This is a genomic window from Xanthomonas maliensis, from assembly GCF_009192945.1.
In the GTDB taxonomy this organism is placed as follows: Bacteria; Pseudomonadota; Gammaproteobacteria; order Xanthomonadales; family Xanthomonadaceae; genus Xanthomonas; species Xanthomonas maliensis.
Genome location: NZ_NSET01000004.1, coordinates 95,925 through 115,956 on the forward strand (window position 1 = coordinate 95,925; position 20,032 = coordinate 115,956).

Annotated in this window: 15 protein-coding genes and 2 pseudogenes; 3 read left to right on the forward strand and 14 right to left on the reverse strand. The window is 68.0% G+C overall.

Annotated features, from left to right (window positions below):
• Positions 1 to 28: 28 nt before the first annotated feature.
• Positions 29 to 1,105, forward strand: coding sequence for a sialidase family protein (locus CKY51_RS01060; protein ID WP_022973879.1), 1,077 nt, complete (start codon positions 29 to 31; stop codon positions 1,103 to 1,105).
• A gap of 32 nt (positions 1,106 to 1,137) precedes the next feature.
• On the opposite strand, the gene CKY51_RS22330 is transcribed toward CKY51_RS01060, so the two are convergent.
• The 13 genes and pseudogenes from CKY51_RS22330 to pilG form a co-directional block, all read right to left on the reverse strand.
• Positions 1,138 to 1,536 (reverse strand): hypothetical protein, encoded by a 399-nt coding sequence (locus CKY51_RS22330; protein WP_155975911.1) that lies wholly within the window; start codon positions 1,534 to 1,536, stop codon positions 1,138 to 1,140.
• 327 nt (positions 1,537 to 1,863) lie between these two features.
• Positions 1,864 to 2,595 (reverse strand): copper homeostasis protein CutC, encoded by a 732-nt coding sequence (locus tag CKY51_RS01065; protein WP_022973877.1) that lies wholly within the window; start codon positions 2,593 to 2,595, stop codon positions 1,864 to 1,866.
• Positions 2,592 to 3,650 (reverse strand): glycosylasparaginase, encoded by a 1,059-nt coding sequence (locus CKY51_RS01070; protein WP_031340564.1) that lies wholly within the window; start codon positions 3,648 to 3,650, stop codon positions 2,592 to 2,594. Before CKY51_RS01070 ends, CKY51_RS01065 begins: the two co-directional genes overlap by 4 nt.
• A gap of 178 nt (positions 3,651 to 3,828) precedes the next feature.
• Positions 3,829 to 3,981, reverse strand: a complete 153-nt coding sequence (locus CKY51_RS22335) for a hypothetical protein (RefSeq protein WP_022973875.1) — start codon at positions 3,979 to 3,981, stop codon at positions 3,829 to 3,831.
• Positions 3,982 to 3,983: 2 nt separating this feature from the next.
• Complete coding sequence (locus tag CKY51_RS01075) at positions 3,984 to 4,580, reverse strand: GNAT family N-acetyltransferase (RefSeq protein WP_022973874.1); 597 nt, start codon at positions 4,578 to 4,580, stop codon at positions 3,984 to 3,986.
• Positions 4,581 to 4,899: 319 nt separating this feature from the next.
• The gene (locus CKY51_RS01080) at positions 4,900 to 5,376 is read right to left on the reverse strand and encodes a chemotaxis protein CheW (protein ID WP_022973873.1); all 477 of its coding nucleotides are present in this window, start codon (positions 5,374 to 5,376) and stop codon (positions 4,900 to 4,902) included.
• Positions 5,377 to 5,407: 31 nt separating this feature from the next.
• A complete protein-coding gene (locus tag CKY51_RS01085; RefSeq protein WP_022973872.1) occupies positions 5,408 to 6,595 on the reverse strand; it encodes a chemotaxis protein CheB in 1,188 nt (395 codons plus the stop codon).
• A gap of 7 nt (positions 6,596 to 6,602) precedes the next feature.
• Positions 6,603 to 11,726, reverse strand: a pseudogene (locus tag CKY51_RS01090) (hybrid sensor histidine kinase/response regulator); the annotation flags it as partial.
• 1,542 nt (positions 11,727 to 13,268) lie between these two features.
• Positions 13,269 to 13,640: pseudogene (locus CKY51_RS22905) on the reverse strand (Hpt domain-containing protein); the annotation flags it as partial.
• A 59-nt stretch (positions 13,641 to 13,699) separates the two neighbouring features.
• The gene (locus CKY51_RS01095; protein WP_022973870.1) at positions 13,700 to 15,736 is read right to left on the reverse strand and encodes a methyl-accepting chemotaxis protein; all 2,037 of its coding nucleotides are present in this window, start codon (positions 15,734 to 15,736) and stop codon (positions 13,700 to 13,702) included.
• Between the two features lie 39 nt (positions 15,737 to 15,775).
• Positions 15,776 to 16,306 carry a chemotaxis protein CheW gene (locus CKY51_RS01100; protein WP_022973869.1) on the reverse strand — a complete coding sequence of 177 codons (531 nt, stop codon included), beginning with the start codon at positions 16,304 to 16,306 and terminating at the stop codon, positions 15,776 to 15,778.
• A complete protein-coding gene (locus CKY51_RS01105) occupies positions 16,306 to 16,668 on the reverse strand; it encodes a response regulator (protein ID WP_152248757.1) in 363 nt (120 codons plus the stop codon). The genes CKY51_RS01100 and CKY51_RS01105 overlap by 1 nt, the downstream gene beginning before the upstream one ends.
• 17 nt (positions 16,669 to 16,685) lie before the next feature.
• Positions 16,686 to 17,087 carry a twitching motility response regulator PilG gene (gene pilG / locus CKY51_RS01110; protein WP_011038048.1) on the reverse strand — a complete coding sequence of 134 codons (402 nt, stop codon included), beginning with the start codon at positions 17,085 to 17,087 and terminating at the stop codon, positions 16,686 to 16,688.
• Between the two features lie 236 nt (positions 17,088 to 17,323).
• Here pilG and gshB point away from each other — a divergent pair, with 236 nt between their 5' ends.
• Positions 17,324 to 18,274 carry a glutathione synthase gene (gshB, locus tag CKY51_RS01115; RefSeq protein ID WP_022973866.1) on the forward strand — a complete coding sequence of 317 codons (951 nt, stop codon included), beginning with the start codon at positions 17,324 to 17,326 and terminating at the stop codon, positions 18,272 to 18,274.
• Entirely contained in the window at positions 18,271 to 19,149 is an 879-nt protein-coding gene (locus CKY51_RS01120) for an energy transducer TonB family protein (protein ID WP_022973865.1), read from the forward strand. The genes gshB and CKY51_RS01120 overlap by 4 nt, the downstream gene beginning before the upstream one ends.
• Before the next feature lie 40 nt (positions 19,150 to 19,189).
• Here the strand turns inward: CKY51_RS01120 and tsaB are convergent, their stop codons facing one another.
• Positions 19,190 to 19,906 carry a tRNA (adenosine(37)-N6)-threonylcarbamoyltransferase complex dimerization subunit type 1 TsaB gene (tsaB, locus tag CKY51_RS01125; RefSeq protein WP_022973864.1) on the reverse strand — a complete coding sequence of 239 codons (717 nt, stop codon included), beginning with the start codon at positions 19,904 to 19,906 and terminating at the stop codon, positions 19,190 to 19,192.
• Between the last annotated feature and the right edge of the window lie 126 nt (positions 19,907 to 20,032).

Here is a 20,032-nt window from a genome sequence, read left to right on the forward strand (position 1 = left end):
CTTTCTAAGCAAGACAGGACTGGACCAGATGCGACCGTTGGCGCTGTTGCTGTGTTGCCTGACCTCCGTGGCGAGCGCCCAATCCGCCTCGCCCCTGGTCTCGAGCGAATTCATCGCCGATGCACCGCCGACGCCGCAGGCGCACGCCTCCACCCTGCTGGAAACCCACGATGGCACGCTGCTGGCGGCGTGGTTCGGCGGCGACCACGAAGGTGCGGCCGATGTCGGCATCTGGTTGAGCCGACGCGGTGCCGAGCACTGGGAGGCCGCTCGCCGGGTCGCCGACGGTGCCAGCGCCGGTGCGGGAGGCGCGCCGGTGCCGGCCTGGAATCCGGTGCTGTTCCAGGCCCGCAACGGCCAGGTCCAGCTGTACTACAAACTCGGCCCCAATCCCCGTACGTGGTGGGGCATGCGCCTGAGCTCCAGCGACGATGGCGCGCACTGGGCGCCGCCCACGCGCCTGCCCGCCGGCATCCTCGGCCCGATCAAGAACAAGCCGCTGCAATTGCCGGATGGGCGCGTCCTGGCGCCGAGCAGCAGCGAAGATCGCGGCTGGCGCGCGCATATCGAATGGAGCGACGACGACGGTGCGCACTGGCAGCGCGGCATGCCGCTCAACGACCCGACCCGGATCGGCGCGATCCAACCCAGCCTGTTGCGCTATCCCGATGGTCGCCTGCAGGCCTTGGGCCGCAGCCAGCAGAACCGGCTCTTCAGCACCTTCTCCTCCGATGGCGGCCTGCATTGGCAGCCGATGCAGTTGCTGGAACTGAGCAACCCCAACTCAGGCACCGACGCGGTGATGCTGCGCGACGGCCGCGCCTTGCTGGTCTACAACCCTGGCGTTGCCGGCAAGAACTGGTGGGACGGCCGCGGCACCTTGGCGGTGGCGCTGTCCACCGATGGCGTGCACTGGCAGCGCGTGCTGACACTGGAAGACAGCCCGAAGGACGAGTTCTCCTATCCGGCGGTGATCCAGACCCATGACGGCCTGGTGCACATCAGCTACACCTGGAAACGGCAGCGCATCAAGCACGTCGTGATCGATCCTGCACGACTGCAATGGGCCCCAGCGGAGCAGCACTCGCCGAACGCGGCGCAGTGACTGGCGGCGCTGCCACAGGACTGGCAGCGCGATCAGCGCACGCTGATGTGATAAGCGCGATAGTCCTGCAGGCGCCACCCATGCCCGCCCCAGACGTATGGCCACGTCCGCCCCGCCCCCAGGCGCGCGAAGGTCACTTCAACGACATCTCCCTCGGCACCACTGGCCGGCAATGGCGTGACGGACGGCGGCGTGTCCGATGTTGCTCGCCGCACCACGACGCTCACCTTGCCCAAGTCGGCGGCTGGGCCCAGTTCCGCATCGACAGGGGACTGCGAATGCTGGCTCAGCCAATCACGCACCTGCTTGGCCTGGACGCTCGCCGCCGAAACGGACGTGCGGTGCACCCTGATCTGGGCGATCGCAATGCCCAGGACCGCCACTGCCAGCACAAGCATCCCCCATCCACGTGACGCGCGGATTTTTTTCACTTCGTTTCCTTGAGTGGGACGCATTGTTGAGAGCAGACGTTTCGACCTGATCACCACGTGCGATCCCGCGAGCGGGCCGGCTCGCGGCCCAATCGCCAGAGCATGTTTATGCACGTTGAGATGAGAGGCGTTGGCCGTCACCGGTGCGGAGCGGTGCTGCGTGGCGCCGGCTTGGCGGGCGCCACGGCAAGCGCTGCGGCGCACGCTCCGTGCCGCTGACGGTCAACCTGCGGCAAGCGCGCTGTGACGCGCCGAGACCGCGTTGTGCGCCCTGTCTCTGCTCCCCACAGAACGCGTCGCACTCCCCCTCAAAGGACATAACACGCTCTAGGATTCCTGCAGCAAGCCGACGATCCGCCGGACCCGCGCCACGTCGGTACGCTGGTAATCGCCACCGAGATCGCGGATATGGGCATGCAGGGCGGCCACCTGCGCGGCCACTGGCGAGCGGACCGAGGCATGAAACTCCTGCGCCCCCGTGTGGGCACGCAGCGCCATGACATTGTGCTCGGAGACGCCCGCCCCCGGCATTACACGGATCCGGTCGCCGGCCTGGCGTACCAGTGCAGCGATCGTGTCGATGCCATCCAGCGCCGTGGCGCGCGCGCCGGAGGTCAACACGCGCGCGCAACCCAAGCTGATCGCGTCCTCGAGCGTGCGCGCGGGATCGGCGCTGACATCGATGGCGCGATGGAAGGTCACGCTCAGCGAGCCTGCCGCTGCGATCAGCACGCGCATCGTCGCCAGGTCGACCTCGCCGGCCGCATTCAGCGCACCGAGTACCACGCCATCGCAGCCCAGCCGCACGCATTGCTCGACATCGCGGCGCATCACCTCCACCTCCGCCGCGTCGAACACGAAATCGCCCACCCGCGGACGGATCAACGCATACAGCGGAATACGCAGACGCTCGCGCACCACGGCCAGGGTGCCGAACGAGGGCGTCAAGCCACCGCCGTCCAGTCCTCCGCACAGTTCCACCCGGATCGCCCCACCGGCTTGCGCGGCGAGCGCCGAGCCGACCGAATCGGCCGCCACTTCCAATCCCAATGCGCTCATGCTGCCGGCTCGCTGTGGTAATGGCTGTCGCCGGGCACCAGCAGGTCCTGTCGCTGCGCATCGCAGACGGCGTAGCTGAAGCCCTTCTGGATCGCGAATGCACCGACCTCGCCCCGCTTGTTCATCGCCAGGAAGCCGACCTGCAGCGTGCGGGTCAGCTCGGGCTTGCGATGGATCAGACGCATCACCACCTCGCGGCAGGCCTCGGCCGGCGACTTGCCCTGGCGCATCATTTCCACCACCGCGAAACTGCCGACATTGCGGATCACTTCCTCGCCCACGCCGGTGGAGGTGGCGCCTCCCACCGCGTTGTCCACGTACAGGCCGGCACCGATGATCGGGCTGTCGCCGACCCGGCCATGCATCTTCCAGGCCATGCCGCTGGTGGTGCAGGCGCCGGACAGATTGCCGTGCGCATCCAACGCCAGGATGCCGATCGTGTCGTGGTTGTCCTTGCCGCCCGGCAGCTTGGAGTCGCGCCAGGCGCGGTTCTCGATATTGGCCTCGGGCGCGTAATGGGAGGTCTTCAACCATTGCTTCCAGGCCGCTTCGGCATCGGGCGTCAGCAGCTTGGTCTTCGGGAATCCCTGCGCCAAGGCGAACTGGCGTGCGCCATCGCCGACCAACATCACATGCGGGGTCTTTTCCATCACCGCACGCGCCACCGATACCGCATGCACCACGTCCTCCAGCGAGGCGACCGCACCGCAGTTGCCAAGATGATCCATGATGCAGGCGTCCAGCGTCACCCGCCCATCGCGGTCCGGGTAGCCGCCCAGGCCGACCGTGGGGTTGTGCGGATCGGCCTCGGGAACGCGTGCGCCAGCTTCCACCGCATCGAGGGCATTGCCGCCGGCCGCGAGGATCTTCCACGCGGCCTGGTTGGCCGCCACACCGAAATCCCAGGTGGAAATCACCCGGGGCGCGCCGGCCGGCAACGTCGACACCGGCTGCGCAGCATCGGCGGCCGCCTGCGCGCGCGCGCTCCAGCCGGCCAACGAGGAAGCGATCGCGCCGAGCGTGGCGTGCTTGAGGAAATGACGACGTTGGATCATCCAGGCGACTCCAGCAGTAATGAACGCCGTGCACGACGGCTCCCGCGATGATGCGCCAGTGACCGCCATCGCGAAACCGTTGCCGACCACATCGTCGATGCGGATTGCGGCACGATGCCGCAGTGCAGGCAGGCAGGCAGGCTCGTCGCTTGCGCCACGCAACAGGCAGGGCGGCATGTCATCGCGCCACACAGAAAACGCCAGCGCCGGGCGAGGAATCGCCAGCCAGCCAGCCGATGCCGATGCCGATGCCGATGAGTACGCTTGTCATCGCAATGTGCCCGGTGACATCGCGCTCGGCCGCGCCACCAGCAGCAACCACGGCCTTCATGCTCACTCGGTCACCGAGGCCGGCGAGCCGTCTGCAGGCGGTGGCGGATCGTCCACCAATCGACTGGTCAGCACGTGATCGCGCCAGTGGCCGTTCAATTGCAGATAGCGACGCGCATAGCCCTCGACCTGGAAGCCCAACCGTTGCAGCACACGCGCGCTGCGCAGGTTGCCCGGCACGTATTGCGCCATCACCCGCCGCAGGCCGAGCGGACCGAACATGAAGGCGATCCCATGCCCGCCGGCCCAGTGAATCCAGCCGCGGCCCTGGCAGGTCGCGTCGACGCCGTACCCCAAGTGGCAGGCCTGGAAGGCGCCGCGCTGGATCTGGGTAAAACCGACGGTGCCCACCACCTGCCCGTTCCGCAGCAAGACCAATTGCACCTCGCGCTGGCCGGGCTGTGCATTGACATACGCCAGGCACAAGCGCCGCCAGCCCTCGACGGTGTAGAACGCGGCAGGACGCAACGGCATGGCATCGGCCAGATGAGCGCGATTACGTGCGTGATAATCGGCCATGGCGTCCGGCGCAACCGCCGACAGGTCGGCCAGCACCACCCCATCGGGATGCTGCAGGGACGCGAACACCGGCAGCTTCATCGCTGGCTCACCGCTGCGGTCTCGGCCGCGACGATGCACCACGCGAGCCGCGTCCACATCTGGCACGAGCGATACAGGATCGAGGGCGGTCGCCAAGCGATGCAAGACCGTGCTTGGCCATCTGATCGCGCACACCGCCGCCTTGCGCACGCTGCAAGCGCAGCACCCGCGCGCCGCACCGACCATGCTTGCGCGCCAAAACAGTTCAACGGCCGCTCGCAGCGGCACGGGGATCTACCGACTGGCTCAGCACGACAGGTCGGTCAACGCATGGTGTGGATGGCACCGGCGCGTCTCCTGCGCAGGCGCCGCGATCGTCTCAGGCCGCGGCCGCGGCCAGCGCCTGGCCGATCTGGGCTTCGATCGCATCGAGGTTGGGCAACAAGGCGCTCTGTTCGCCCAACAACACGCGCATGTGCACACCGTCTGGCAGCGCGTCTTCGGACGCATCGGCCAGCAGACCATCGCGCGGGATCGAGATCAGCTGCGGGAACGAGGCCGTCAGCAAGGCGAAGTACGGCAACGCCGGATTGCCGCCCAGCGCCTTGAGCACGATCACCTTGTTGTTGACCGCGGTGGATTCCTCGCCCAGCCCGCTGAACCGCGCGAACGACAGCAGCGGCACCTTCCAACCATACCAATCGATGCGGCCCACCACCCAGCGCGGCATGTCGGCCAGCGGCTCGACCGCCACGCGCGACATCACCTCGGCGACGGTGGCGTTGGGTAACAGCACGCGTTCCTGCCCGGCCTGGATCAGGACGCCGCGGATTTCGTCATTGTTGGCGTAGCTCATGGCTTCGATTCCGGTCTGGGAGGGCGCCGGCTCAGGCCGGCCAACGCTGTGCCAAGGTCTGCGCCAGCTGCGCAGGATCGGCGGACGGCAGGCCACGCTGGGCCAGGCGTGCGGCGGCGGCCGGATCGTAGCAACCGTCGGCGGATTGGCCGGCGACCAGCGCCCCCTGTTCGGCCAGCGACAGCGTCGCCTCCACCAGGGCCTCGCTAGCACCGCTGAGCATCAGCACGGCACTATCGGCCGGCGGCAGCGCCGCGACCAGGGCCGCCGGATCCGCCTGCGCCACGAACACCAGCGCACCGCCCTGCGGTTGCACGCCGACGGCGTCTGACAGCACATGGACCTTGCCTGCAGTCACCGGCTGACCGATCTCGGCCAGCTCCACAGGCAAGGTCGACACCCGGCCCATCTGCCGCACCAGGTTGCCGTACTGACCGCCGTCGAGCGTCATCCGCACCAACACCGCGCGCGGGAACTCCGCCGGCAAGGCGCCCAGCAGCCGCCGGATCGCATCCGGACCACCGATGCCGGCCATCACCAGCACCGCACCGCTGGCCGACGCGCCAGGTTCGTCCAGGTCGACCAACGACAACCCGCCGGTGGACAGCGCAGCGACATCCGGCTCGGCGCGCGTCCGCACCACGACTGCGACATCGTCGACCAGGCCCCAGGTACTGGAATCGCCCAACGACAGGCTGGCCGCAGCCGGCGCAGCAGGCGCGGCCGCCGCTTGGGCAGCGCTGAACAAGGCGTCGCCCGGCACCTGCTCGAAGGCATGTGCGGCCAGTTCCAGATGGCGGTCGATCTGTTGCGGGGAATCCTGCCGGTTGGACGGAATGTCCAGCCCGGGCTCGGGCTGCAGCGACGGCTCGCATTCGGTGCCCGGCGGCAGCACATCGGCGTGGCCGTGCAGCTTGGCCGCCAGATGGCGCACCCAGCGCTGCGCTTCCCAGCCTTCGCGGCGTACGGTCAACTCGGCTTCGTCGAAGATCACCGTCAGGCCGGGCCGGGTCAGGACCGGCTCCAGCGCCTCGAGCGCATCCTCGATCGCCGGTTCCAGCGCCACCAACACGGCGCTGGGATCGACATCGCGCAGCGTCTGCACATCGATCGCGCTGGGTTCGTCTTCCAGCACCACCTGGGCGCCGGCCAAGGCCAGCGCCTCGCGCAAGCGTTCGCGTGCCTGCCCAGGGCGCCCCAGCAGGGCGACCGGCGTCATTGCGCCATTACTCTCGGACACGGGCGATCCCCAGCAGGTCGTACACGTTTCGCATCAGATCCAACTCTTGATAGGGCTTGCCGAGGTAGCGCTGCACGCCGATCTCGAACGCGCGCTGGCGATGCTTCTCTCCACTGCGCGAGGTGATCATCACGATCGGCACCGCCTTGAAGCGCGGGTCGGCACGCATCGCGGTGGCCAGCTCGTAGCCGTCCATGCGCGGCATCTCGATGTCGAGCAGCATCAGGTCTGGCACGCGCTCTTCCAGCAGCTCCAGCGCTTCCACGCCATCGCGGGCGGTGGTCACGTCCAGGTTGTGGCGTTCCAGCACGCGGCTGGTCACCTTGCGCATGGTCAGCGAGTCGTCGACCACCATCACCAGCGGCACGTGCCGCTGCGATTCGGCCTGCGTCGTCTGCGTTGGGCCGGCCGGCTGGGCCAGGTAACGACGCACCAGCGGCGCCACGTCCAGGATCACCACCACGCGGCCATCGCCGGTGATGGTGGCGCCGTAGATACCCGGCACCGAGGCGATCTGCAGACCCACCGGCTTGACCACGATTTCGCGATTACCCAGCACCTGGTCGATCGCCACCGCTGCCCGCAGGTCGCCTGCGCGCACCAACAGCAACGGCACCTGCGCCTGTCCTTCGGCACCCGCAGCGGCCTGGCCGACCAGCGAGCCGAGGTCGTGCAACACGTATTCCTCGCCGGCGTAGTGGTAACCACCCTCGCCCGACTCGTAACGCGCCCGCGAGATCCGGCCGATACCGCTGACCGAGGCCACCGGCACCGCAAAGGTGGTTTCGCCGATGCGGACGAACACCGCCTGGGTGACCGCCAGCGTCTGCGGCAGGCGCAGGGTGAAGGTAACGCCCTGGCCACGCACCGAGTGGATGTCCACCGAGCCGCCCAGCTGACGAACCTCGTTGCGCACCACGTCCATGCCGACGCCGCGGCCAGCCAGCTGGCTGACCTGGTCGGAGGTACTGAAGCCGGACGCGAAGATCAGTGCATCCAGTTCGGTATCGGTCAGCGCCTGATCCGGTTCGATCAGGCCACGCTGTTCGCCACGACGACGGATCGCCTCGCGGTCCAGCCCGGCGCCGTCGTCGGCCACTTCCAGCACGATTTCCGAGCCTTCGCGACGCAGACGGATCGCGATGCTGCCTTCCTCCGGCTTGCCGGCCGCGCGCCGCTGTTCCGGCGTTTCCAGGCCATGCGCCACCGAGTTGCGCAGCATGTGTTCCAACGGCGCGACCATGCGATCGAGCACGTTGCGATCGAGTTCGCCCTGGGTTCCTTCCAGCACCAGATGCACTTGCTTGCCGGTATCGGTGCCGGCCTGGCGGACCACGCGGCGCAGGCGCGGCACCAACCCGTCGAACGGCACCATGCGCGCACGCATCAGGCCGTCCTGCAGCTCGGAGCTGACGCGCGACTGCTGTTGCAGCAAGCCGTCGTATTGGCGCGAGAGATCTTCCAGCACACCTTGCAGGCCACCCAAGTCGGCCGCCGATTCGTTCAGTGCGCGGCTGAGCTGCTGCAAGGTGGAGAAGCGGTCCAGTTCCAGCGGGTCGAAGGTGCGGTCGCCCTGATCCTGCTCGCGCTGGTAGCGCGCCACGATCTGCGCTTCGGTTTCCAGATCCAGACGCCGCAACTGATCGCGCAGACGGGCGTTGGTGCGATCCAGTTCGCCCATCGCGCCACGGAAGGCACCCAGCTGCTGTTCCAGCCGCGAACGGTAGATCGCCACTTCGCCGGCATGGTTGACCAGGCGGTCGAGCAGATCGGCGCGCACACGCACCTGTTCCTGCTGCACGCGCGGCAGGAAGTCTTCGTCGGCCTGGCCTTCCAGCGGAATCGGCGCCGACAGCGGTGCCGGTTCCACCGAGACCTTGGCGATCGCACGCACATCCGCGGCGGTCGGCGCAGCGGCGTCGCGACCGCGGGTACGGGTCTCGAAGGCTTCCACCAGGTCGGTCGGCATCGCCACCGCCCGGTGCATGCCGGTGCGGGTCAACAACTGATGCAGACGGTCGAAGCCACGCTCGAACAGACGCACGTCGTCGCGGTCGATGTCGGTGCGATTGGCCGCCACGGCTTCCAGCAGCGATTCGATCGCATGCCCAAGATCGCCGATGGCATTGATGCCGGCCATGCGTGCACCGCCCTTGAGCGTGTGCAGATCGCGCTGCAGTCCGTTGAGGACATCGCGGTCTTCCGGCACTTCGCGCATGCGGGCGATCAGACCATCGCAATGGTCCAGCAGATCGCGGCCTTCCTCGACGAAGATGTCGACCAGCTCGCCGTCGAGCTGATCGAAATTGAGCGGACCGACGTCGAGCGCGGCGCTGGCATCGTTGCCGGTGGCGTCGGACATGGCGCTGGCCTCTTCCACCGGCGCACTGAGCGCTTCCGGCTCGACATGGACAGACTCGTCTGCGGTCACGGCGTGGGCGTCGTCGCCGTCCACTGCCGGTGCATCGGCAGCAACGCTGGCTTCGGCTTCCACGGCGACCGGCAACTCGGCACTCGTTGCCACGTGTGTCTCCTCCTGAGCGGCCTGCACGTCGGCAGGCACGCTTTCCGGCGCGCCGAGTTCGGCAACATCGGCCGACAACAGCGGGTCGGTCTCGGCAGGCGCATCGGCGGTTTCGTCGACGCGTTCGGACACCTGCGCCATCTCGAAGGCCTGCACCGACTCGATGGTGGCCTCCGGCACGGACGCGTCGTGCGGCGGCGCCAACGGGGCGTCGGCGGACGCATCGTTGGCCTGCACATCGGCCTGCATCGGCAACGACGCGACTGTCTCGGCATCCGGCTGCGACGGCTCGACGGGGTCGGACTGCTCGGTCTCGGCGACCGGTTCCGGTGCGATGGTGGTCGCCTCCGGCGCTGCCGCTGCGACGTCGTGTTCCGTCGGGGCGGCTGCGTCGAGCATGTCGCCGTGCACGTGCTCCTGCTCCGATGTCGGCTGCTGCGCATCGGCAGCATGGTCCGGCATGGCCTCGAACGGATGTCCGGCCTGGTCGAGCAGTGCCGTCTCCGCCGAGGCGGTTTCGGTCTCGGCGTCGGTCTCGGCAACTGGCTGATCCACTGCCTCGACAGCTGCACGCTGGTCGTCCGCGTCCACGACGCTGTCGCTTGGCGTCTGCAACTGCAGAGCATCCTCGTCAGACAGCGACGACGCGACCGGCTCGCCCAGGCTCTGTTCCTGCCCCAGCGTCGCCTCGGCCTCGGCCAGTTCGTCCACTGCCACCGCTGGCTCCGTATCGGCAGCCGTGTATTCGACAGCGTCATGAGCCTGCGCATGCGCAACGGCGTCGACGGCTACGACATCGGCAGTGTCGGCATCGGCCGGCACGTGGATCGGGGCCACCGGTACGTCAGTCAGCTGCGCTGCGTCGGCGCTGACGTCGGCCGGCACGGCGTCGACGACGTGGGCCTGTTCGTCCTCGACAGCAATCGCGTCCGTCACCTGCTGATCGGCGCCGTCCGCAACGGCGTGCGGTGCCTCGGCTTCGTCGGCCTCGGCAGGCGTCTGCACATGTGGCTGTGCCGAAACCTCGTCCGTCGGCGGCGCGCCGATGAATTCGGCCTGCTCGCCTTGCACATGCGCATCGTCTGCGATGCCCTGCGCTGCGTCGGCGTGCTCGCGCCACGGCTGCGCAAGCGTCTCTTCGCTGGGCGTCGCGTGCGCCGAATCGTTGTGCAATGCATGCTCGGGTGCGACTTCGGCTTCCGCCGTGGCCAGCTCGTCGACGACGATGGGCGCCTCGGCGGCCGGCGGCAGCGCGGCGGTATCCAGGTACTGCGACAGGTCTTGCGCACCGGTCAACTCGACCGTGGGCTCGGCGTCGTGCAGTGCGGTGTCGGTCTCGGCGTCCTCGAGCTCCTCGAGGAACGCCTCCGGCGGCCACTGTGCTTCGGGCAAGCTATCGACCAGCACGCGCAGGCGTGCGGTCAACGGCGCGAAGGAGGGGATCAACGGCGCGTCGGCACGCAGCGCGCTGACCGTGGTGGCGATCGCCGCGGCCATCGCGGCCAGCGCATCCACGCCCTCGTTCGACGGCGTCGCCGCGGCCGCCAGCAGCCGCTTGACGTAGCTTTCGGCCGGCGTGGTCACCAGGGTGATTTCCGGCACATCGGTCATCGCGAAGGCGCCGCTCATCGTATGCACCGCACGCAACAGCTCTTCGCTGGCCGGTTGCGGCGCCACCTGTGCCGCCTGCAGCCAGGCGTGCACGGTTTCCAGATGGGTGGCGACTTCGGCTTCGAGGATCTCGCGCAACACGCTGTCGACCGAGGCCGGCGTGCCAGCGGTTGCCGCCACGCCAGTGTCGACCGGCGCGACCGCGCCGACGTCGGTGGCAGTGTCCTGCGGCGTGGCGACGTAATACGCGTCCTCACCGGCGGCAATGCGATCGGCGACCGTCTGGATGGCGATGACATCGGCCTGGATCTGCCCTTGCTCACGCAAGGCGGCGTTGAATTGCGGCAGCACCTCGTAGGCCAGCTCGACCATCGTCACCACCGCCGGACTGGCCGGCCGGGTGTTGTCGAGCACGCGGTTGAGCATGCTCTCGATCTTCCAGCTGAACTCACCCAAGGCGGCGGCGCCGACCAGCCGGCCGCTGCCCTTGAGCGTATGGAAGACGCGACGGATCGGCCGCAGGTTGTCCTGGCTGTGCGGAGCAGCGCGCCAGACCGGCAGCAACTGACCGAGGTTCACCAGTTCCTCGTCGAACTCCTCGAGGAAGACCTCGCGGATATCGTCGTCGATCTCGGCATCGGCGAAGCCACCGAACACGCTCGCTGCCGGTTCGACGGCGGCAGGCGTGTGCGTGGCCACGGCGGGCGCGGCCGGCGTCGGCGCAGCAACCGCGCCGGTGTCGGCGCTGCTGGCCGGGGTGGAACTCAAGCGATCCACATCGAACTGCGCGACAGCCGCATCGAGCTGCTGCAGGAACGCGGCCGAGTCGGCGTCGAGCTCGATCTTGTTGACCACCGCTTCCTGCACCCGCGGTGCAGCAGGCGCTGCGTCGGACACCGGTGCCGATGGCGTCTCGGTGGACGGCTCGACGAACGGATCCTGCGGCTCGGGCGGCGAGAACGCATCGGCCAGATCGAAGCGGGGGGCAGGCGTCGCAGCCGGTGCGTCCAGCGCGCCCGGCGCGTCATCGACGGCCGTGACCGTCGCATCCTGCGGCGGCGGCTCGGCGATCTGCTGGGCGTCGACCGGGACGCTGTCGTCGTCGCGCTCCAATGCACTCAGGTCGACCGTGTAGCTGACCTGCGCGGCCTCGGTCGGCAGGCTGGCACCTTGCTCGGCCGAGACCGGATCGAACGTCGAGGCCACCGACCCCGGCTGCTCGCTGGTCTCCAACTGCCAGCTGCCCGGTGCCTGACCGCCATCGCCGGACAGATCCAGCGGCGCGATCGTGAACGGCACGTGGGCCTGACCGGAAGCGGTCTCCTCGGCGGCGACCGGGTCGAACGAAAACACGCTATCGCTGGCGGCCGCACCGACGTCCTGCACGGCGCTGGCCGCGAACGGCGCTTCGTGCAGGGTCTGGTTGGCCCACTCCAGCGGCGGTGCCGCATCGTTGGCCGCCGGCAGCAGTTCAGGCGAGGACGGCGCGGGTGCCGCGGCGACCGGCGCTGCGACCGACGCGTCCAGCGGGACACCCGGCGCCGCGCTGCCGACCGGCAGCTCGGAGGGCTCGCTTGCCGGCAACGGCCAGTAACGCAGCGTTTCCAGGCTGTTACGGGTGATGTCCAGGATTTCTTCGCGGCCGGGACGGCGCTCGCGCAAGGCCTCCAGGTAGTACTCCAGGCTGGCCATCGCATCGGCCAGGGTGTCGAGCTGGCGGCCGCTGGGCACGCGCTGCTTGCCGATCAGTTCCAGATCGACATAGCGCCGCACGCCTTCCAAGTAATCGGCCGCTTGCGGCAGCTCGAGGATGCGCAGTGCACCGCCGACTTCGCCGAGCAGATGCGGCACATCGGCCAGGCGGGCGTGATCCCAGTTGGTTTCGATGAAGGCGACGAAGTGTTCGCGCGCCGAACCGAAGTTGGCGATGGCCTCCTGTGCCAGCACGTCGACCGTGCGGCGCACTTCCGAGGCGTTGGCGCTGCCGCTGCCGCTGCCGTCATCGCTGGCGCTGACCTCCGCGCCGAGGCTGGCGACCTGGTCGTCCAGCGAGGCGTCCACGTACAGCAACGCGCCGGCGATATCCAGCAGCACGCCTTCGTCCATGCGGTCCTGGCCATCGACCACGCGGGCCAGCGCGTCGCGCTGCTGGATCACCACGTTGCGGGCCACGCCCAAACCCATCATGCCCAAGGTGTCGGCGACGCTGCCGAGATCCTTGACCTGGCTCTGCAACTCGGCGATGTCGCCGCCCGTGCGCAAGTGCAGATCCAGCGCATCCTTGACGCGCAGCAATTCTTCCTTGACCGCGCTACCGACGGTGTCGAGCAGTTCACGATTGCGCCCGCTCAAGCTGCCGCGGGCGTGCTCCAGTTCGGCCTGGGTGGCTTCGCCGGCCTGCGGGTCGATCGCAAACAGCACGCTCTCGCTCAACCCGGGTTGGCCGCGGGTGGCGCGAATCTCGTTGAGCAGCGGCAGCAGCACGATCGGGATGTCGCGGTGGCCGTTCTGCAAGCGCTCCAGGTAATCCGGCAGCAGCACCGTACCGCGCATCAACATCGCGCAGGCTTCGTCGCGATCGGCGACCTCGCCGTCCTGTACGGCCTTGGCCAACAGTTCCAGTTCCTCGGCCACCATCGCCGGGGCATACAGTTCGACCATGCGCAAGGTGCCCTGCACCTGGTGCAGGTAACCGGCGCAGAACCGCATCCGGCTGGTGTCGGACGGTTCCTCGGCGAAGTATTCGATCTCGTTGCGCGCCTGGCGCAAGGTCTCGTCCAGCTCCGGCTTCACCCAGCCCAGCGCGGCATGGCTCATCGCATCGCGAAGCGCGCTCATTGCAGCCCCCTGACAAGGACCGAACGGCCGCCTTGGCGGCAGTGGGCCCATTCCTGCATCGACGTAACACTACGCGCCATCTGAAGATCCTTTCCCGTTCCGCGTCGTGGTCACGCCGGCAGTTTGAAGTCGGCGACGGAACGGCGCAGATCGGCAGCGAGCTGCGCCAGGTTGCCGATCGATTCGGCCGTCTGTTCCGCACCCTGCGATGTCTGGCTGGTGATCTGTCGGATCACGCCCATGGTCTGTGTGATATCTGTCGCCGCGGCCGACTGCTGGTGCGCGGCGATGGAGATGTTCTTAATCAGGTTATTCAAGGCGTTGGACACGCGCTCGATTTCGGTCAGCGCGGTGCCGGCGTCCTCGGCCAGGCGCGCACCGGACACCACTTCGGAGGTGGTCTGCTCCATCGAGCTGACCGCTTCGTTGGTATCGGCCTGAATGGTCTGCACCAGACCTTCGATCCGGCGGGTCGCGTTGGAGGTGCGTTCTGCCAGGCGCTGCACTTCGTCGGCCACGACCGCGAAACCGCGACCGGCCTCGCCTGCCGACGCCGCCTGCACCGCGGCGTTGAGCGCCAGGATGTTGGTCTGTTCGGAAATGTCGTTGATCAGTTCCACGATCGAGCCGATTTCCTGCGAAGACTCACCCAGCCGCTTGATGCGCTTGGAGGTCTCCTGGATCTGGTCGCGAATCTGGTCCATGCCCTGGATCGTCTCGCGCACCACGCCGGCACCCTCGGCGGCGATGACCACCGAGCGCTGCGCCACTTCGGCCGACTCGGTGGAGTTGCGCGACACCTGTTCGATGCTGGCGGCGATTTCGCTGATGCGCTCGGAGGCGGTGGTGATCTGGTTGGCCTGCTGGCCGGCCGCTTCGGCCAGCTGCATCGCGGTGGCCTGGGTCTCCTGGGTCGACACGGCGACCTTGGCCGAGGTGTCGTTGATCGTGGTCACCAGGTGGCGCAGCTCGTCCACTGCGTAGTTGATTGCGTCGGCGATCGCGCCGGTCATGTCCTCGGTCACCGACGCCTTGACGGTCAGGTCGCCCTCACCGAGCGAGCTGATTTCGTCCAGCAGCCGCATGATCGCTTGCTGGTTGCGGCTATTGAATTCCACCTGCGCCTGGTAGCGCACGTCTTGTTCGCGCGAGCGTGCACGCACCGAGCTCCAGACGAAGCCGACGATAGCCAGCAACGACAGCAGGCCCGACACCACGCCGACCCAGAAGTTCGGGAAGATGCGGGTGTCGCGTACCGAGCCGAACGCCGAAAAGGCATCGAACAGCTTCTTGCTGTCGTCGAGCATCTTGCCCGAGCCGGCGGTCAGTGCGGCCGCCGAGGACTGCGCGGCGAACAGGCTGCGCGAGGTGGCCAGGATGGCGTCGACGTCCTTCTTCATCGTCGCCCATTGCGCCTGCGACTGCTCCAGCGCCGACAACGCGGCCGGGTTGCGGACCGCGGCGATGCCGAGTTCCTCGTTACCGGCGCGCAGGCCTTCCAGCATCTGCGTGAACACCACCGAGTCGCGCGCCAGCGCGTCACCGGAGGCGGCGGCATTGTCTTCGCCGGCGCGGATTTCGGTCACCCGCCGCGCCATGGTTCCGGCAACCACGACCTGCTGCAAGGTGTTGTAGATCTGCGAGGCCGGCGCGCCGCTGACGGTCATCGCGCGCACCACCTCGTTCAACTGCGCCTGCAGCTGCGGCACGTTGCCGGAGAAACGCTCGGCGTTGCCTGCGAGCGCCAGCACCGCCTGTTCGCTGGCGATGACCTGATCGGCATTCTTGCCCAACGGCACCCAGGTCGCCTTGAGCTGCGCCAGCGGGCTGGACACCGTGCCTTCCCGGCTGTAACGGTTGTCGAGTTCGTTGACCGTGGCATCGATGCGCGCCTTGGTCTCCTTGAACGCGGCGAAGGCCTTGGCGTCGCCGGAGACCGCTTCGCGGCCCTGGTTGGCCAACTGCTGCGACAGCACCTGCAAGTCGGCCGCACCGGTACTGGCGCCAGCCAGGCGGCTGCCCTGCCAGGTGGCCACACCGGTGTTGGCACCGAACAGGATCATCGACAGGACCAGCAGGCCAAGCCAGAAGCTGGTGCTGACGCTGCCGAGCTTGTTGGTCTTGCGGGCGTCCGGGGCGGTACTCATGGTTCGACCTCGATCTGTATGACGTGACGCGACTGCGGCTTATGCCGCGGCCTGCCGGAATTCAGGAGTGCGCGACAGCAATGCCAGGGAGAACACACCCCAGTCCTGCGTCTCGTTGCGAAAGGCACGATCGATGAAATGGGCATAGCGGCCTTGCGCCAGCTCGCCCGGCTCGACAGCCTGGGCCTGCTCGAAGCTGCGCTGGCCATAAAGCTCGTCGATGGTCAGGGCGACGTCGCCACCGCTCTGCCGCATGATCAGCACGCGCTGGCCTTCTTGCAGCACCGTGCGACGCCCTTCCAGGAACTGCTTGAGGTCGATCACCGGAAACAGGTTGCCGCGCAGATTGCCCACGCCCAACAACCAGGGCTGTGCGCCCGGCACCGGGGTGATCGAGGGGATCGGCACGATTTCGGCCACCTCGCGGAAGTCCGACACCAACCGGCGCGTCCCCACGCGATAGCCGACGCCACGCCAGATGTCGGTGGAGAACTGCCGCTCCGGCAACGGCGTGGCATGCGCCAAGCTGCGACGTTCGTAATCATCGAGGATATCGAAGGGCGAACGCATCAGCGCACCAACTGTTTGATGCGGGCGAGCAGGTCGTCTTCGCGCGGCGGCTTGACGACGTAGTCGCTGGCCCCCTGCCGCAGTCCCCAGGCGCGGTCCGTTTCCATCCCCTTGGTGCTGACCAGCAACACCGGGATGTCCTTGGTCGCCTGGTCGCGCGCAAGCGCACGCGTGGCCTGGAAGCCACTCATGCCGGGCAGCACCACGTCCATCAGCACCAGATCGGGGGACTGGCTACGCACCAGTTCCAACCCCTCTTCAGCGTTGTCGGCGGCGACAACCGTATGGCCAGCCTTCTCCAGCCATTGACTGAAGACCGCCCGGTCGGTGGGCGAATCCTCGATCAACACAATTCGAGCCATGTTGCCTTTCCCCCTGGTCAGGCGTTGACGTACGTACGGATCGCGCTCAGTAGCTCTTCACGGGTGAATGGCTTGGTCAAATATTGCTCGGAGCCGACGATGCGGCCACGCGCCTTGTCGAACAGGCCATCCTTGGAAGACAACATGATGACCGGCGTCGACTTGAAGAGCTGGTTGCCCTTGATCAACGCACAGGTCTGGTACCCATCCAGACGCGGCATCATGATGTCCACGAAAATGATCTGAGGCTGCTGGTCGGCGATCTTGGCCAGTGCCTCGAATCCATCGGTCGCTGTCACCACCTCACAGCCTTCGCGCTTGAGCAGCGTTTCGGCGGTGCGGCGGATGGTCTTCGAATCGTCGATGACCATCACCTTCAGTCCTGCGAGTTCCCCACCCGCAGCCATGTTTTCAGTCATGCAAATATCCCCGAGCGCGCGACGCTTCATCCCTCCGACGTCGCTACGAAACTGCATGTATATCCCAAGACCCGCGTAGACTGTCAAGGGTGCATTGCCGGGGCCCCGCCAGGCGGGCGTTCCGACCGCGCCAGGGAGCGTTTCGCCAGGTCTGCCGCGCATTCCGCGACCTCCCCGGCGCGCCATCGCCCACCGCTTGACGTTACCATCGGCAGCCGGTTCGAAAGGTTTAGCCCATGTCGCTCGACGTCGTCGTGGTGATGGATCCCATCGCTGCCATCAAGATCGCCAAAGACACCACCTTCGCCATGCTGCTGGAAGCCCAGCGCCGTGGCCACCGTCTGCACTACGTCCGCCCCGGCGGGCTGAGTCTGCGCGACGGGCGGGCGGTGGCGCAGGTGGCACCGCTGAACGTGCGCGACGACAGCGCCGGCTGGTTCACCCTGGGCAGCTTCGCCGAACTGGCGTTTGGCCGCGGCCAGGTGGTGCTGATGCGCAAGGACCCGCCGGTCGATGCCGAATTCATCTACGACACCCAGGTCCTGGCCGTGGCCCAGCGCGCCGGTGCGCAGGTGATCAACGACCCGCAGGGTCTGCGCGACTACAACGAGAAACTGGCCGCCCTGCTGTTTCCGCAGTGCTGCCCGCCGACCCTGGTCAGCCGCGACCCTGCCGCATTGAAGGCCTTCGTACTGGAACACGGCCAGGCGGTGCTCAAGCCACTGGACGGCATGGGCGGACGCTCGATCTTCCGCAGCGGCACCGGGGATCCCAACCTCAATGTGATCCTGGAGACCCTGACCGATGGCGGCCGCCGCCTGAGCCTGGCCCAGCGCTTCATTCCCGATATCACTGCCGGCGACAAGCGCATCCTGCTGGTGGATGGCACGCCGGTGGACTACTGCCTGGCACGCATCCCGCAGGGGGACGAGTTCCGCGGCAACCTGGCGGCCGGTGGACGCGGCGAAGGCCGCCCCTTGTCCGAGCGTGATCGCTGGATCGCCGCCCAGGTCGGCCCGGAAATGCGCCGGCGCGGCATGCGCTTCGTCGGCCTGGACGTGATCGGCGACTACCTGACCGAGGTCAACGTCACCAGCCCCACCTGCGTGCGTGAACTGGACGCACAGTTCGGCCTGAATATCGCCGGGCTGCTGTTCGACGCGATCGAGGCCGGCGCACCGCAATGAGCACGGCCGCGGCCCTGCCCTCGCCGGTGGCGGAGGAACGTCGGCGCCTGGGCATCACGCTGGCGCTGTCGTTGCTGGTGCATGGCGCACTGATCCTGGGCGTGGGCTTCGCGGTCAGCGACGAGGCGCCGCTGGTGCCGACCCTGGATGTGATCTTCAGCCAGACCAGCACGCCGCTGACGCCCAAGCAGGCCGACTTCCTGGCCCAGGCCAACCAGCAGGGCGGCGGCGACCACGACACCGCGCAGCGCCCGCGCGACAGCCAGCCGGGCGTGGTTCCGCAGGACCGCAATGGGCTCGCGCCGCAGGCCCAGCGCGCCACCAGCGTACAGGCACCCGCCCCGACCCAGACCCGGGTGGTGTCCAGCCGCCGCGGCGAGCAGTCGGTGCCGACCCCGCAACTCAACCCGCAGACCGATCCATTGTCCCCAGCCGACGCGCAACGGGTGCAACGCGATGCCGAAATGGCCCGCCTGGCCGCAGAAGTGCACCTGCGGTCTGAACAGTACGCCAAGCGGCCCAATCGCAAGTTCGTCTCTGCCAGTACCCGCGAGTACGTCTATGCCAACTACCTGCGCGCCTGGGTCGACCGCGCCGAGCGGGTCGGCAACCTCAACTATCCCGACGAAGCGCGCCGACGCCGGCTCGGCGGCAAGGTGGTGATCACGGTGGGCGTGCGCCGCGACGGCAGCGTGGAGAGCAGTCGCGTGCTGATCTCCAGCGGTACGCCGGTGCTCGACGCGGCCGCGTTGCGCGTGGTGCAACTGGCACAACCGTTCCCGCCATTGCCCCGCACCAAGGACGACGTCGATATCCTGCAGGTCACCCGCACCTGGCTGTTCCTGCCCGGCGGCGAATTGCACGACGACCGCTGAGCGATCCGTCGGACACGCCGATGACGGCGTTGGCGCCCGCTCAATTGCCGGCAGCGGCTTTGGCCGCGCGCGCCGCCTGTTGTTCGACCAGGGTCAACGCCACGTTGTCGCGCAGATAGGCTGGCTCGACACGCTCGGGCGCCATGCCTTCGCCGCGCTGCAGCGCCGGCCCCGCCAAGGCCAGCAGGTCGGCGGCATGCGGCAACGCCGCTGCATCGACGCTCGCCAAGCGACCAGCCAGGCGTTGCTGCAATACACCGTCGACCGCGGCGAAGCCGGTGCCCACGCCGATCCACGGCGCCGCCGCGTCCGGCACCACCACCTGGTCCGGCGCACAGATGACTTCGCCGGCCAACGGTTCCAGGGTGTCGCCGCGTCGCGCATACGCGCCGAGGTAGACCTCGCCCATGCGGGCATCGATGCAGGCCAGTACCTGGCGCGCCTCCGGCGGCGCGCGCAGGGCCAGCACCTGCAGGGTGGAGATCGCGATCACCGGCCGATCCAGGGCCAACGCAATCCCTTGCGCCAAGCCGATCGCCAGGCGGACGCCGGTGAAGGCACCAGGGCCGCGCCCAACCGCGACCGCGTCCAGCTGGCGCCGCGACAGTCCCGCCTCGGCGAGCAATTGCTCGGCCCACGGCAATGCCAGTTCGGCGTGCCGACGCGGCGCCAGTTCAAAGCGCTCAAGCACCCGACCATCCACCTGAACGGCGACAGAGCAGGCCTCGGTGGAAGTTTCGAAGGCGAGCAGGTTCATGGGAATGCCGGGACCCGGGAATCGGGACCTGGGACCCGAAACGGCGAGAGCCCTGAGAGTGTGAGGATGTGCAGTTGCATGCGGAGCGCCGGATGCGGGAGTGGGCGGATTTTAATGCATCAGCCG

What these genes read in the sequence shown, in the direction of transcription:
- tsaB (WP_022973864.1), bottom strand. Translation starts at nt 19,906, where the DNA reads ATGAACCTGCTCGCCTTCGAAACTTCCACCGAGGCCTGCTCTGTCGCC.
- CKY51_RS01105 (WP_152248757.1), bottom strand. Translation starts at nt 16,668, where the DNA reads ATGGCTCGAATTGTGTTGATCGAGGATTCGCCCACCGACCGGGCGGTC.
- CKY51_RS01095 (WP_022973870.1), bottom strand. Translation starts at nt 15,736, where the DNA reads ATGAGTACCGCCCCGGACGCCCGCAAGACCAACAAGCTCGGCAGCGTC.
- CKY51_RS01075 (WP_022973874.1), bottom strand. Translation starts at nt 4,580, where the DNA reads ATGAAGCTGCCGGTGTTCGCGTCCCTGCAGCATCCCGATGGGGTGGTG.
- CKY51_RS01100 (WP_022973869.1), bottom strand. Translation starts at nt 16,306, where the DNA reads ATGCGTTCGCCCTTCGATATCCTCGATGATTACGAACGTCGCAGCTTG.
- CKY51_RS01060 (WP_022973879.1), top strand. Translation starts at nt 29, where the DNA reads ATGCGACCGTTGGCGCTGTTGCTGTGTTGCCTGACCTCCGTGGCGAGC.
- gshB (WP_022973866.1), top strand. Translation starts at nt 17,324, where the DNA reads ATGTCGCTCGACGTCGTCGTGGTGATGGATCCCATCGCTGCCATCAAG.
- CKY51_RS01080 (WP_022973873.1), bottom strand. Translation starts at nt 5,376, where the DNA reads ATGAGCTACGCCAACAATGACGAAATCCGCGGCGTCCTGATCCAGGCC.
- CKY51_RS01065 (WP_022973877.1), bottom strand. Translation starts at nt 2,595, where the DNA reads ATGAGCGCATTGGGATTGGAAGTGGCGGCCGATTCGGTCGGCTCGGCG.
- CKY51_RS01070 (WP_031340564.1), bottom strand. Translation starts at nt 3,650, where the DNA reads ATGATCCAACGTCGTCATTTCCTCAAGCACGCCACGCTCGGCGCGATC.
- pilG (WP_011038048.1), bottom strand. Translation starts at nt 17,087, where the DNA reads ATGACTGAAAACATGGCTGCGGGTGGGGAACTCGCAGGACTGAAGGTG.
- CKY51_RS22335 (WP_022973875.1), bottom strand. Translation starts at nt 3,981, where the DNA reads ATGAAGGCCGTGGTTGCTGCTGGTGGCGCGGCCGAGCGCGATGTCACC.
- CKY51_RS01085 (WP_022973872.1), bottom strand. Translation starts at nt 6,595, where the DNA reads ATGACGCCGGTCGCCCTGCTGGGGCGCCCTGGGCAGGCACGCGAACGC.
- CKY51_RS01120 (WP_022973865.1), top strand. Translation starts at nt 18,271, where the DNA reads ATGAGCACGGCCGCGGCCCTGCCCTCGCCGGTGGCGGAGGAACGTCGG.